11 protein-coding genes and 1 pseudogene are annotated in these 14,226 nt (G+C 62.1%); 8 read left to right on the top strand and 4 right to left on the bottom strand.

Annotated features, from left to right (window positions below; genetic code table 11):
• Positions 1-50: 50 nt before the first annotated feature.
• The 8 genes and pseudogenes from NKJ08_RS07095 (at position 51) to NKJ08_RS07060 (ending at position 8,868) form a co-directional block, all read left to right on the top strand.
• Positions 51-638: an amino acid synthesis family protein gene (locus tag NKJ08_RS07095; RefSeq protein ID WP_352523668.1), complete on the top strand. Its 588-nt coding sequence runs from the start codon at positions 51-53 to the stop codon at positions 636-638.
• Positions 631-2,430: an alpha/beta fold hydrolase gene (locus NKJ08_RS07090; protein WP_352523666.1), complete on the top strand. Its 1,800-nt coding sequence runs from the start codon at positions 631-633 to the stop codon at positions 2,428-2,430. Before NKJ08_RS07095 ends, NKJ08_RS07090 begins: the two co-directional genes overlap by 8 nt.
• A gap of 5 nt (positions 2,431-2,435) precedes the next feature.
• A pseudogene (locus NKJ08_RS07085) lies at positions 2,436-3,506 on the top strand (LLM class flavin-dependent oxidoreductase).
• Positions 3,503-4,978, top strand: a complete 1,476-nt coding sequence (locus NKJ08_RS07080) for an aldehyde dehydrogenase (protein ID WP_352781570.1) — start codon at positions 3,503-3,505, stop codon at positions 4,976-4,978. Before NKJ08_RS07085 ends, NKJ08_RS07080 begins: the two are co-directional and overlap by 4 nt.
• Positions 4,979-5,061: 83 nt before the next feature.
• A complete protein-coding gene (locus tag NKJ08_RS07075; RefSeq protein WP_352523660.1) occupies positions 5,062-6,066 on the top strand; it encodes an ABC transporter substrate-binding protein in 1,005 nt (334 codons plus the stop codon).
• A gap of 66 nt (positions 6,067-6,132) precedes the next feature.
• Complete coding sequence (locus tag NKJ08_RS07070) at positions 6,133-6,993, top strand: ABC transporter permease (RefSeq protein WP_352523858.1); 861 nt, start codon at positions 6,133-6,135, stop codon at positions 6,991-6,993.
• Position 6,994: 1 nt separating this feature from the next.
• Positions 6,995-7,795 (top strand): ABC transporter permease, encoded by an 801-nt coding sequence (locus NKJ08_RS07065; protein WP_352523658.1) that lies wholly within the window; start codon positions 6,995-6,997, stop codon positions 7,793-7,795.
• Entirely contained in the window at positions 7,792-8,868 is a 1,077-nt protein-coding gene (locus NKJ08_RS07060; RefSeq protein ID WP_352523657.1) for an ABC transporter ATP-binding protein, read from the top strand. Before NKJ08_RS07065 ends, NKJ08_RS07060 begins: the two co-directional genes overlap by 4 nt.
• 1,048 nt (positions 8,869-9,916) lie before the next feature.
• Here the strand turns inward: NKJ08_RS07060 and trpB are convergent.
• The 4 genes from trpB to NKJ08_RS07040 all read right to left on the bottom strand — a co-directional run bounded on the left by trpB (position 9,917) and on the right by NKJ08_RS07040 (position 14,151).
• Positions 9,917-11,131, bottom strand: a complete 1,215-nt coding sequence (gene trpB, locus NKJ08_RS07055) for a tryptophan synthase subunit beta (RefSeq protein ID WP_352781569.1) — start codon at positions 11,129-11,131, stop codon at positions 9,917-9,919.
• Positions 11,132-11,236: 105 nt separating this feature from the next.
• Positions 11,237-12,031 carry a helix-turn-helix transcriptional regulator gene (locus NKJ08_RS07050; RefSeq protein ID WP_352523653.1) on the bottom strand — a complete coding sequence of 265 codons (795 nt, stop codon included), beginning with the start codon at positions 12,029-12,031 and terminating at the stop codon, positions 11,237-11,239.
• A gap of 86 nt (positions 12,032-12,117) precedes the next feature.
• Complete coding sequence (locus NKJ08_RS07045) at positions 12,118-13,155, bottom strand: phosphatidylglycerol lysyltransferase domain-containing protein (RefSeq protein ID WP_352523651.1); 1,038 nt, start codon at positions 13,153-13,155, stop codon at positions 12,118-12,120.
• A 273-nt stretch (positions 13,156-13,428) separates the two neighbouring features.
• On the bottom strand, positions 13,429-14,151 hold the full coding sequence (locus tag NKJ08_RS07040) for a glycosyltransferase (protein ID WP_352523649.1): 723 nt from the start codon (positions 14,149-14,151) through the stop codon (positions 13,429-13,431).
• Between the last annotated feature and the right edge of the window lie 75 nt (positions 14,152-14,226).

Genomic DNA, 14,226 nt, shown 5'->3' with positions numbered 1-14,226 from the left:
GGTGTAAAGGTATTGGTGTTTGTCTAGCGCCGTGGCGACCGAGGACTTTCATGAAACCAGCCATTCGAAAGATCGTCACCTACATCGAGAACACGTTAATCGAGGGCGGCAAGGAAGCCCCGAGGCCGTTGCGCCTGATCGGCGTCGCCGCCGTGTTGACAAACCCTTGGGCCGGCCGCGGTTTCACCGACGACCTGTCGCCGGAGATCCGCGCCATTGCTCCCGTCCTCGGCGAACTGCTGACCCGCGAAATCATTGCCGTCGCCGGTTCCGGTGAGGCGATAGAGGGCTACGGCAAGGCCGCGATCTGCGGCACGGCGGGCGAGATCGAGCATGCATCGGCACTGATCCATACGCTGCATTTCGGCAACCACTACCGTCGCGCGGTCGGCGCCAAGACCTATCTCGCCTTCACCAATCTGCGCGGCGGGCCGAACACGCCGATCATGGTCCCGCTGATGGACAAGAACGACGAAGGCCGCCGCTCCCACTATCTGACCATACATTTTCAGATCGGCGACGCGCCCGCGCCCGAAGAGCTGGTGGTGGCGCTTGGCGCCTCGATTGGCGGCCGCCCGCACCACCGTATCGGCGACCGCTATCAGGACCTCAAGGAGGTCGGAGATCTGCATGGCTGACGTCGCTGTCACCGTATGGGTCCGGGACACGGCTCCGGACGGCACCGGCTTCATCCGCGCCGGCTCCGGCGCGCCGGTTCTGCTCATTCACGGCGTCGGCATGAACGCCGCGATCTGGCACGATCAGATCGCGTCGATGAAAGACCATCACGACCTGATCGCCATCGACATGCTCGGCCACGGCGTTACACCGCTGCCGCCGGAAGAAGCCAGCCTGTCGGATTTCGCCGATCAGGCGGTTCGCCTGCTCGACCATCTTGGCCTGGCGTCGGTGTCGATCGTCGGCCATTCGATGGGCGCGCTGGTCGCTCTGGAAATCGCCCTTCGCGCCCCTTCCCGCGTTCGCTCCATCGTCTGCCTCAATGCGGTGTTCCGCCGCCCCGCGACCTTGGCGCAGGCCGTACGCGAGCGTGCGGCCGCGCTTGGCACCCATGGCAATCCTTCCGCCATTGCGGCAACGCTTGCCCGCTGGTTCGGCGACCCGCTGCCGGCGAACCTTATCGGCGCGGCCGCCACCGCGCGCGTCGCCCTCGAAAGGGTCGACCCTGAAGGCTACGCGCGCACCTATCGCCTTTTTGCCCATGCCGATGCCGAGCATGCCGATGCTCTCCCCGGTCTTGCCGCACCGGCCCTGTTCATGACCGGGTCGCAAGACAGCAATTCGACCCCGGCCATGTCGGCGGCGATGGCCAGGCTTGCGCCGCACGGCCAATGCCTCGTGCTCAATGGAGAAAGGCACATGATGGCAATAGCTTCCCCCGAAAAAGTGACCCAACACATCATGGATTTTCTCGACACGGCAGGAGACGCTGGCGCGAAGCCGGAGACGGATGCAGTCTTTGACAGCGGCGAATTCCGGCGGGCGCTCGGCTCTTTCCTGACCGGCGTCACCGTCGTCACCACGATCGGAGCGGAAGGCGAACCGCGCGGCTTCACCGCCAACTCTTTCACCTCGGTCTCACTCGAGCCGCCGCTGGTGCTTGTCTGCATCGCCAAGAGGGCGCTGGGGCACAATGCTTTCTCGACATCGAGAGGTTTCGCCATCAACATCCTGTCGGAGAGCCAGAGGGCCCATTCCGGCATCTTCGCTTCCAAAGCCGCGGACAAGTTCGCGGCCGTGGCCTGGCAATCGGGCCGGACTGGCAATCCGCTGATCGACGGCTCCGTCGCGGTGTTCGATTGCGGCATGGAGCAGCTGGTCGATGCCGGCGATCACTCGATCCTCATCGGCCGCGTCCGCGATTTCAGCCACAACGGAGCCCAGCCCCTCGGTTATTGCAGAGGCACCTACGTCACGCCCGGCCTCAGCCAGGAGGCGCTGGCGGCAGTGCCCCCCGATACGGAGGTCGGCGCTATCCTCGAGAACGAGGGCCGTGTGCTGTTCTTCGAAACGGCCGACGGGTTTCAAGAGTTGCCTGCCGGGCGCGGACTGGGCACGCCGAACGATACACGCAGCCTCAAGGGCCGCCTTGCCGCCAGGGCCATAGATACCCATCTCGGCTTCCTGTTCGCGGTGTGGGACGATGCCGCCGACCCCTCGCGCACGCATGTTTATTATCGCGGAACGGTCGATGGCCCCTATTCCGACGATCGCCAGATGCGGCTTGTCGACATTGAGCAGATCGCCGATCTGAAGATCGCCGATCCCGCGGTGCGTTCGATGCTTGCCCGCTATGCGCGCGAACGTACGGAAGATGCGTTCGGCGTCTATGTCGGCAACGAGGTCGAAGGCGAAGTCCGGCCGCTCGCCAAGCCCTCGCCTTCTCAAATTTCTCTTTCCGGTCGCGGGTGAAACCGATGAAATTTTCGCTTTTCGTCCACATGGAGCGATCGGATCTGGCAAGGCCGCATTCCGAGCTTGTCGGCGAGCTGGAGGACTTGGTTCTGCAGGCGGAAGAGGCGGGGTTCGAGACTGCCTGGATCGGCGAGCATCACGGGATGGAATTCACCATCTCGCCGAATCCGTTCATCAACATCGCCTGGCTCGCCGCCAAAACCAGGCGCATCCGGCTCGGCACCGGAACCATCGTCGCGCCGTTCTGGCACCCGATCAAACTTGCCGGCTAAGCGGCGATGGCCGACGTCATCACCGGCGGCCGTCTCGACATCGGCATTGCGCGCGGCGCCTACGCTTACGAATACCAGCGGCTTTTCCCAGGCCTCGAGGCCTGGGGTGCCGGCCAGCATATGCGCGAGATGGTGCCGGCGATCCGCGGCCTGTGGGATGGCGATTTCGAACTCGCCGGCGAGTTCTGGTCGTTTCCGTCGACCACCTCGTCGCCCAAGCCGCTGCAAAAACCTTACCCGCCGATCTGGGTGGCGGCGCGCGACCCCAATTCGCACGACTTTGCGGTCGCCAGCAAATGCAATGTGCAGGTGACGCCGCTCGCCTCGGGCGATGGCGAAGTGGCCAGCCTGATGGAGCGTTTCAACGCGGCGTGCAATGCCCACCCCGACGTGCCAAGGCCGGAGATCATGCTGCTGATGCATACTTTCGTCGCCGAGGACGCCGCGGATACTGACCGGCTCGCGCAGGATCTGTCGCAGTTCTACTGCCAGTTCGGCGCCTGGTTCCAGAACAAGAAGCCGGTGCGCCAGGGCATAATGGAAGCGCTGACCGAGGACGAGATCGCGGCCATGCCGCAATATGCGCCAGACAAGATCAGGCAGAACCTGGTCATTGGCGAAGCCGACGAGGTGATCGCCAGGCTGAAGGCCTACGAAGCGCTCGGCTACGATCAGTATTCGATCTGGATCGACAGCGGCCTTTCCCATCAACGCAAGAAGAAATCGCTGCAGCTCTTCATCGACAGGGTGATGCCGGCCTTTTCCGAGCCGAAAGCTGGGCCGAAAGCTGGATTGCGATGAGCACCACTCAATTCAGGAACTATATAGACGGCAGCTTCGTCGAGGTGGCGGCGACCTTCGACAGCATCGATCCCTCGACGGGCGCGCCATGGGCGACGATGCCTGCTGCATCGTCGGCCGACGTCGACCACGCCGTGGAAGCCGCCCACCGGGCGCTGCGCTTCGGTCCGTGGGCAGCGATGACGGCAACGGCACGCGGCAAGCTTCTGGTGCGGCTCGGCGATCTGGTGGTCGCCAATGCCGACCGGCTGGCGGAACTCGAGACGCGCGACACCGGCAAGATCATCCGCGAGACCCGCGCCCAGATCGCCTATGTCGGCGACTACTACCGCTATTATGGCGGGCTGGCCGACAAGCACGAGGGCTCGTTTGTCCCCATCGACAAGGCCGACATGGAAGTGACCATCCGGCCCGAGCCGATCGGCGTCGTCGCCGCCATCGTGCCGTGGAATTCGCAGCTCTTCCTGTCCGCCGTCAAGCTCGGACCGGCACTGGCGGCCGGCTGCACCATCGTTCTGAAAGCATCGGAAGACGGCCCTGCCCCGTTGCTGGCCTTCGCCGAACTCGTCCATGAGGCGGGATTTCCCGCCGGGGCCGTCAACATCCTGACCGGCTTTGGCCATGATTGCGGTCACCGCCTGACCAGTCATCCGCTCGTCGCCCGCGTCGCCTTCACCGGCGGTCCCTCGACCGCTCGGCAGATCGTCAGGAATACGGCGGAAAACCTCGCCTTCACGACGCTCGAGCTCGGCGGCAAAAGCCCGGTCGTGGTGTTCGCCGATGCCGATCTGGACAGCGCCGCCAACGCGGTCGTCGCAGGTATCTTCGCCGCCACCGGCCAGAGCTGCGTCGCCGGCTCGCGGCTGCTGGTCGAGCGCTCCGTGAAGGACGAATTCCTCGCCCGGCTCAAGCGCAAGGCCGAGGCGATCAGGACCGGCGATCCGCAGGATCCCGTAACCGAAATGGGACCGCTCGCCACCTCGCGCCAGCGCGAATGGATAGAGAAGATCGTTGCTGAAAGCCTGGCCGCGGGCGGGCGGCTGGTCACCGGCGGCATCCGCCCCACGGGCATGGCGGATGGCTTCTACTACGCGCCGACGATCATCGACGCGCCTGATCAGACCCTTGCCTGCGTGCGCGAAGAGCTCTTCGGCCCGGTGCTCTGTGTGCTCGCCTTCGACAGCGAGGCTGAAGCGCTTTCGCTCGCCAACGACACGAAGTTCGGCCTGGCGTCCGGCGTGTTCACCACCAATCTGGCAAAAGCCCACCGCATGGCGCGCGGCATCCATGCCGGCGTGGTCTGGATCAACACCTATCGAGCGGTCTCGCCGCTGGTTCCGTTCGGCGGCTATGGCCAATCCGGGCTCGGCCGCGAAGGCGGCCTCGATGCGATCCGCGACTACACGCGTTCGAAGTCGGTGTGGATACGCACCTCGGACGACCCGATTCCCGATCCTTTTGTCATGCGGTAGCCGCCGCTGGCCGGGGATGCGCGATCAAGGCGAAATCGACCGATCGCGAACAGACAACAACGAAAACAACAGAGGAGAACGACATGAAACTGATCATTACCGGCATCCTTGCCGGACTTCTGGCAACGACGGCCGCAAAGGCCGAGGACATGGTGTTCACCAGCTGGGGCGGGACGACCCAGGAAGCGCAGACCAAATCCTGGGCAGAACCGTTCACCGCCGCATCCGGCATCAAGGTGATGCAGGACGGTCCAACCGACTACGGCAAGCTGAAGGCGATGGTCGACAGCGGCAGCGTCAACTGGGACGTCGTTGACGTCGAGATGGATTTCGCCATCAAGGCGGCCAAGGACGGCTTGCTCGAGCCGATCGACTTCACCTCCGTGCCGAAGGCCGACCTCGATCCGCGCTTCACCACCGATCATGCCGTCGGCAGTTTCTACTATTCCTTCGTGCTCGCCTGGAACAAGGGCGCCGTTTCGGGCGAACCGGCCGGCTGGGCCGACATGTTCGACCTGAAGAAGTTCCCGGGCAAGCGGACCTTCTACAAATGGTCGGCGCCCGGTGTCATCGAGATCGCTTTGCTGGCCGATGGCGTTCCGGCCGACAAGCTCTATCCGCTGGATCTCGATCGCGCTTTCAAGAAGCTCGACACCATCAAGTCGGACATCATCTGGTGGGGCGGCGGCGCGGAGTCGCAGCAATTGATCGCATCCGGCGAAGCAGCGTTCGGCCAGCTGTGGAACGGCCGCGTCTTCGCACTGGAGAAGGATGGTGCCGATGTCGGCGTCTCCTGGAACCAGAACCTAACCGCAGCTGACGTTCTGGTAGTACCGAAGGGTGCCAAGAACAAGGATACGGCGATGAAATTCCTCGCCGCGGCGAGCAGCCCCGCCGGCCAGGCGAAATTTGCCGAAGCCAGCGGTTATGCGCCGATCAACACCAAGGCCAAGGCAGAGATGCCGGCCGATGCCGTGAAATCGCTGCCGGACGCTCATGTCGACGGACAGATCAATCTCGACATGAACTACTGGGCCGCCAACCGCGACACCATAGCCGCGCGCTGGTATGCCTGGCAGGCGAAGTAAGCCTCCCCTTGAACAGCAATGGACGAGACGGTTCGCGCCGTCTCGTCCTGTAGCCGGGTCGCTGCCATGTCGGTCGAAATACGCCGGAACTTTGGAACGGTGCGGGTGCCGGCAGGCCTCAATGGCCTGCTGCCGGCCCTGATCCTGATTGTGCTGTTCTTCGTCGTCCCCGTCCTGGTCCTGCTTTTGCGCAGCGTCACGGAACCCGAGCCCGGCTTGCAGAACTACGCGGCCCTGCTTGGTGACGGCACCTATGCGCGGGTGTTCTTCAACACATTCCTGGTCGCGGCGCTGGTCACCATCGTCACGGTCCTTGTCGCCTTTCCGGTCGCCTGGATGCTGGCGATCGTGCCTTCGGGACTGGCCTCGATCGTCTTCGGCATCATCATCCTGTCGATGTGGACCAATCTCTTGACCCGCACCTATGCCTGGATGGTGCTGCTGCAGCGCACCGGCGTCATCAACCGGACGCTGATGGCCATCGGCGTCATCGACCAGCCGCTGCCGCTCATCAACAATCTCACCGGCGTCACCATCGGCATGGTCTATATCATGCTGCCCTTCATGATCCTGCCGCTGGTCGGCACGTTACGGGCGATCGATCCGATGACGCTGCGTGCGGCGTCGCTGTGCGGCGCAAGCCCTTTCCAGGCGTTCCGCCGCATCCTCGTGCCGCTGTCGCTGCCCGGCGTCGCCGCCGGTGGCCTGATGGTCTTCGTCATGTCGCTCGGCTACTTCGTAACGCCGGCACTGCTCGGCGGTACGTCGAACATGATGCTTGCCGAAATGATCGCGCAGATGGTCCAGTCGCTGCTCAACTGGGGGCTCGGCAGCGCCGCAGCCTTCATCCTGCTTGTCGTCACCATGGCTCTCTACGCGCTGCAGCTGCGCCTTGCCGGTGCCAGGCGCATGAGCGGAGGCATCTGAGATGCTGCTCGACTATGACCGCATGGGTGGACTGCGGGTTGCCCTGTTCGGCTTCACCGCGCTGGTCGCCGGCTTTCTTCTGTTGCCGGTGGTCTTCATCGTCCTGCTCTCCTTCGGCTCGTCGCGCTGGCTGGCCTTTCCGCCGCCCGGCTGGACGCTCAAATGGTACCAGGAGCTTTTTGCCGATCCGGCCTGGCTCGACGCCGCGCTGACCAGTGCCCGGATCGCCACCATGACGGCGATCCTCGCCGTGCTTATAGGCCTGATCGCCTCCTTTGCTCTGGTTCGTGGCCAATTTGCCGGGCGTGAGATCCTGCGCGGCCTGCTGCTGACGCCGATGGTCCTGCCCGTCGTCGTCTTCGCCATCGCCATCTACGCCTTCTTCCTTCGCCTTGGCCTCGGCGGTACCACCATCGGCTTCGTCATCGCCCACACCGTGCTGGCGCTGCCCTTCGCCATCATCCCGATCGCCACGGCGCTCGAAGGGTTCGACAAGTCGATCGAGGATGCGGCCATCGTCTGCGGTGCAAGCCCGCTCGAGGCCAGGCTCAGGATCACCTTGCCGTCGATCCGGATCGGCATCTTCTCCGCCGCGATCTTTTCCTTCCTCGCCTCGTGGGACGAAGTCGTGGTGGCGATCTTCATGGCCAGCCCCAGCTTGCAGACCTTGCCCGTCAAGATCTGGGGCAGTCTGCGGTCGGACCTCAGTCCGGTGATCGCCGCCGCCTCCAGCCTGCTTGTCGGGCTGACGCTTGCCCTGATGGTGGTGACGGCGCTGCTGCAGCGAAAGTTCCGTACATGACCCAGCCCTTCCTCTCCATCCGCAATCTGCGCAAGGCGTTCGGGGCGGTCGTCGCCGTGCACGACGTCACCCTCGATATACCAAGGGGCGAGTTCCTTACCTTCCTCGGGCCCTCGGGCTCGGGAAAATCGACGACGCTCTACGCGATCGCCGGCTTTCAGGATCCGAGTTCAGGCGATGTCCTGCTGGAAGGAAAATCACTGCTTGCAGTGCCCTCGCACAAGCGCAACATCGGCATGGTCTTTCAGCGCTACACGCTGTTTCCGCATCTGACGGTGGCCGAAAACGTCGAATTTCCGCTGCGGGTTCGCCGCCGGCCGGACGCCGAGGTGAAGAAGAAGGTCGCCGACATGCTGGCCCTGGTGCGGCTCGAAAGTTTTGCCGGGCGTTTGCCCGGCGCGCTGTCGGGCGGCCAGCAGCAGCGCGTCGCGCTGGCCCGGGCTCTGGCCTACGATCCGCCGATCCTTTTGATGGACGAGCCATTGTCGGCGCTCGACAAGAAGCTGCGCGAGGAAATCCAGGGCGAAATCCGCCGCATCCATCGCGAGACGGGCGTCACCATCCTCTACGTCACCCACGATCAGGAAGAGGCGCTGCATCTGTCGGACCGGATCGCCCTGTTCCGGGATGGCCGCATTGAGCAGACCGGCAGCGGCGAGGACCTCTATCTCAGGCCGGCGACCGTTTTCGTCGCCGGCTTCATCGGCAATTCGAATTTCCTCGCCGCCGAGCATCTCGACACCGCCGATGGCACGGCGACGATCCGGCTGGCGGACGGTTCGGTGGTATCCGGGGTCAGGGCCAATGGCACATTCGGCAAAGGCCAGAAGACCAGGCTGATGATCCGCCCTGAAGCCTTTCGCATGGAGCGGAGCCCGGCGAGCGCGGAACTGAACGTCGAGATCGTCGACATCGCCTTCTACGGAGAGCGTCGGCGGATCGTCGCGCGCACCGCCGCAGGACAGGAGGTTGACATCAGGCCGACCTCCGCCGCCCTGCAATCGCAGGATGTGTCGCCCTGCGGCCGGCAGGTCTTTTTCGATCCCGCCGCCGCATTCCTGTTTCCCGCTTGACTAGCATGCGTGGATCGCCGCCATCCAATCCTTCGTAGCAATGGAAGCGCGTTTAGGAACAAGTTGTCGTTAGGTCCATCATCAGCTTCGGTCGGCAAACGCATAACGGGTTCGAAGCTGCCGGCGGCTGATCGCGGGTACCTCGGCGAACATCCTCGCGGGATAGGCCAATGCAGTCCGCAAAAGGCGCCTCAAACGAACGGTCGGCCGCCCATCGCACGAACGAAAATAGAAGAGAAGCAGAACTTTCGTGTGCAGTTTTTTGCACATAATCCTCGTCACCAAGTTATCTAGGTGGGACGCTCGACTGTCGACCTTCTCCACCCGCTGCGCGAGCTGGAAAGCTGGAGGTCTCGGTGATCGCCATGACGGGACGGCATTCGACCTGTCGTCGCCGCACGGTCGCATGCTGCTACGTTTCTCTCCGGCATTGCAGAATTTGAGCGCGACCTGATCAGCGAGCGCGTCAATCCGGACTCGCCGCTGCAAAAGCACGCGGTAGAAAGCTTGGACGCCAAACTGGCGAGCGCCCCGAATCAGATCGGCTTGCGCCGAAAGTCTAGGCGCTAGTAGCCGAAGGACGTAGCCATCGCTGGATCGCTCGTGATCTCGGCGTCAGCAAGAACACCCAACGCCCGCGACGGATGGCGGGTGCAGCTCCTGCGCCCATTGACAGCCGTCATGCTCGGCTGGAGGATGAAGAGCGTCAACGACGATAGCCGTGTGGGAAGGCAATGGTCCAACCGCCAAATACCGGATACCGTCCTGGCAGCGTCGTAACGGTCATCGTCATTTGTTTGATCATCGTTGCTTTGTTCTTCATAGGCTTCAGATACTCAAGGCCAGGCCAGGGTACTCTCGTTATTCCTGGCGGTACGCAGCAGCAACCGTGAATCCGAACCCCTTGGCGCTGATGCGGAGCTGTTCTCAGGCTGCCAAAAGTGCCCCGGCGGGACTGGGGGACGACCGCAAGAATGGTCCGGCGCGGCAATCGCCTTCAGGTCGGGATCTTTCGCTGTTTTCGAGCCAAGCGAGCCTAGGCAACAGATCAATCGCTGTAGTTTTCCATTACGAAGTCCACATCCTTATCACCCCGGCCAGAAAGAGTGACCAGGATTCGCTCCGACGGGTGACAACGCGCCGCCAATTGCATCACAAAGGCAACAGCGTGTGCGCTCTCTAGAGCAGGAACAACGCCTTCTGTCCTCGACAACCGATAGAACGCCGCGACGGTCTGCTCGTCATCCACTGCGGTGAACGACACTGCGTCATGGAGCATACAAATCTCCGGGCCGACGCCCGGATAGACAAGCCCCGATGCGATTGAAGAAACCTTCGCAATATTGCCGTCGGCGTCCTGGAGAACGATGCAGTGCGAACCGTGCAGCGTGCCAGGCGTTCCGAAGGTCAACGTGGCGGCATGCTCGCCGGGCTTAGCTGATTTTCCCAAGGGCTCAATCCCGTGCAGCGACACACCCTGATCATCTAGGAAACCAGCGTAAATACCCATTGCGTTCGATCCTCCGGCCACGCACGCCACGACATGATCAGGCAAAGCCCCGCCATTCACCGCCATGAATTGTTGCCGTGCCTCCTGTCCGACTACCGATTGAAAGTCGCGGACGATCAGCGGAAACGGGTGCGGGCCGATGGCGGAACCGATCGCATAGAGGGCATGTCGATACTGCCGCGCATAGGCGTTGTACGCGGAATCGCTTGCTTCCTTGAGCGCCGATTGACCTTGTCCAACCGCAATCACCGTTGCCCCGAGAACCTTCATGCGGCTGACATTGGAACGTGCCTTCTCAAGATCGACTTCTCCAATGTGCACCTCGCATTCGAGGCCGAAATAGGCGGCCGCCGTGGCAAGCGCGACCCCGTGCTGGCCTGCGCCTGTCTCCGCGATCAACTTGGTCTTGCCCATATGCCGCGCGAGCAGGGCGAAGCCGACGCAGTGATTGAGCTTATGGGCGCCGGTGTGGTTCAGATCCTCGCGTTTGACGAACAGTGTGGCGCCGCCGATTTGAGCGGAAAGATTGGCGAGGCGGTGTACGGGTGTGGGCCGACCCTGGAAATAAATGCGGGCATCATGCAGTTTGCGCTGGAAATCCGGCATGTTCCAGGCGAGCTGATGCGTTTCGGCCAAGGCGGCAAGCTCGGGCCGCAACTCCGCGGGGTAGTCAATGCCACCATACCTACCGTAGTAGCCTTGGCTATCCGGGTGGCTATTACGGTAGGTGCCCGTAGTTCTTTGAAACGACATTTGGTCGACCTCTTGATGGTGAGGTCCGACCGATACGCCAAGTGAGCGGCAGTTTATTGAATGGGATTTGCGCGACGCAGCGATTGCCCTGCCCGGCGGCTGTAGCTAATGGGAGTTGGCTCGAAGGTCGTGCGACAAGCGGCCAGGAGTGACACCGTAGACCTTCCTGAATTCGCGGGTGAGATGCGCTTGGTCGCAGAAACCAACCGATTGTGCCGCCTCACACAATTCGGCGCCTGCACAGATCAGTTCTCGCGCCCTCGCGATGCGCAGCTGCCTGACATAGGTTTGCGGCGCAATGCCGGTCGCGCGGTGGAATATCCGGACGAAATGGCTCTTGTGAAGTCCGACATGCCGGGCAAGCATGTCCGTGCGGATCGCGCGCATATACCGTTCGTCGATGAACTGACAAGCGGCTCGGACAGCGGTCATGCCGCTTGCGGCGAAACCGGCAGGCTCGAACGAGCAGTTCTGCAACAACTTGCGCAAGGCGGTCTCAATCGGAGCGGCGCCTGAAGTTGGAGAGGATAGGGCATCGACAAATGCTTCGGTCGCCGCGCATCGGCGCAATACATCGGTCCGGACGAGAGGGACGGTGGAGGTGCAGTCGCCCGCCGAGAGGCAGTCCGAGACGAAGCGTGGGGACGGATACAGAACCTCATAGCGGGCCGGCTGGTCCAAACTGCCACCGCTATGCACCTCGAATGGATTGAAGAAGAACACGTCGCCTGGCTGCGCCCTTTTGCTCCATCGGTTCGATTGCAATGAAGCACTTCCCGCAGTGAGGACAACCACCGAGAGAGTGTCATGCATGTGCTGATCGAAATGGCGCGCCGAAGCGCGCGCCCTGAGAAGATCCGGCGACCCCAGTATAAACCTGCAAGACTCGACAATGGTCATCACACCACACTGCACTCAAACTCTGATCATGGCCTCACAATAATATCGCATGCCTCGTTCGACAGAGGCCGTCTCCGCACTAACCACTAGACGGCCCTGATCAGCCGGAGCAGAGAAAGCGCCTCGAAAAAGGTCCCCTTGCGAAAGGCGAGATAGGTCGGCTCTTCGACACCGTGGAATCGGCGCTTGAAGGCCGCCTGCCCCTGCAGGTTGAAGCGGGTGCGATTGACCCACGGCGATTCATAGGCGCGCTGGAAAGCGCGCCGCCAGAAATCGCTTTCGACAAAGCCGCTGGGTCCGATTTCGACAAGCGGCGACAGGCCGAGGGTGACGACGGAAATACCTTCGTTGCGAAAGCGGTCGACCGCGAATTTGGTCAGGCCGATCTCGGCATGCGCTGAGGCATCGATGTGCTTGCGCTTGAACGAGGTGGTGTAGCCGATGACCTTGCCGTCACTGAACAGCGGATCGAAATCCAGCAAGGCAACGAGCTCTCCATCCGGACCGTGCAGGACGAAGCGGCGCATATCGACGCCAAGGTGATCGGCAAAGGGCCTGTTCAGGAACCTCATCTCCCAGCGCTTGACGATGCGGTCGGCCCGCCAGTTCTGGGAGAGCCTGGCAATCTCGTCGAGGAAGATGGTCCCGTTGTCCTCCGCGAAGGAAAACCCCTTCTTCAAGAGCCAACGTTCGGAATAGCGCACTGTCTCATTGCGCTTTCCGGAAAAGTCGTGGCCGGGCAGGACAAGCCTGGTGTCGACGCCGAGGCGGTTGACCTGATAGCCAAGCCCAGCAAGCACGCGCGCCGTCTGTTCGCCGATCTGCACGAACCACGGGCTGCCGGCAACCTCGATGAAACGTCTGATATAGTCGCGCCGATCGGCCGGGTCAGCCATTGGATCACCGAGCGCGAAATGATGTCGCGTTTTACTGCCGTAAGCGATGTAGCCCTGGGCATCGCCGAAGTAATGAAGTCCCTTCTGCACGGCGGTCGAATAGGCAAGGGAAAAATCGCCATGGCGACGAACCAGCGCCAGGCGCTCGACATAGTTCAGCTGCAGCCGCGGTATTTTAGGCCGGCGGTTTTCCAAGAAACGATCGAGGCGTCTTCGCAGTGACGGCATGGTCGACTTTCGCGTGCCGGCTAGGCCGATGAAAGAGCTGACGGACTCCAACCGATCATATTGCCGCGAGCTGATCCTTATCTGGGTGCGGCATGCTTATCCGGCCGGAACTGCCAGATTCTTAGGCGCAATCTGCCCCCGGTCCCGCCCCAAGGCGGCACCACGCATTGTTGTCGACGCTCAGCGTCTGACGGCTGGTTGCTGCGCTCTTCGCGACACGGAAATCGATGCCACTTCGGAAGCGCTCAGGTCACCTGCCAAGCACGATGGCTCTTATCGAACTGCGCTCTGAGAAGATTCTGCTTGATCGGAAGCCAAGAATTCGTCGCGTTCTGCTATCCAAAAATCTGCATAGTCGACATTCTGCCACTCGGCAAACCACGGGCCGCCGCTTGTATAGTGGACCGCCTTAGGCGTGCCGACAGCAGGCTTTTCGTTCCAGCCTTCGAGCCAATTCCACTCTACCGGCAATGAGCCCAGGTTTTCGTCGGCAACCCACTGCATTCGGTGAAGATAGGCGCCACTTTCCTGATTCACGACCTCTGGCGTGAGCGATTTAACCGAAGGATGCGCGCAATTGAACAGCATCAACGACGACCAGTTTTTCCGAGGATAGGATGTCTGGACCACGCCATCCATCTTAGTCGTGGCCTTCGGCGTATAGTCATGCTGGACGCAATAGACCGCCTTGTCCGAGTTCGTATATTTCAGCAGGCCTGCGACGTCACCGAGCCACAGGAAATCGCAATCGCAAAACAGGGCCCAACCCGTGTAGTCGGCGAGAAAAGGCGTGAGAAAGCGCGTGTAGGTGAACTCCGTTGAGGCGAGCGGATCTTTTTCCCGCCAATACAGCCCGTGGGCACGCATCTCATCCTGTTTGATCGGAATGACGGAGACAGGCGCCGACGCATGTTTCAGCAGCGAATGTCGCGCGACGTCGTACGCGATCGGCTCACGGCTGTCCCATCCGATAAATACCCTAAACGCATCAGTCATATTCACTACCCTGGCTTTCGATTTAAACGGTCGTACACTAACTAGTTGGCGATGGCTCGGCAACAATGGCGGTCA

This window comes from Mesorhizobium sp. M0244 (genome assembly GCF_040321795.1).
Classification (GTDB): domain Bacteria; phylum Pseudomonadota; class Alphaproteobacteria; order Rhizobiales; family Rhizobiaceae; genus Mesorhizobium.
This window is presented reverse-complemented; position numbering and strand designations above follow the sequence as displayed.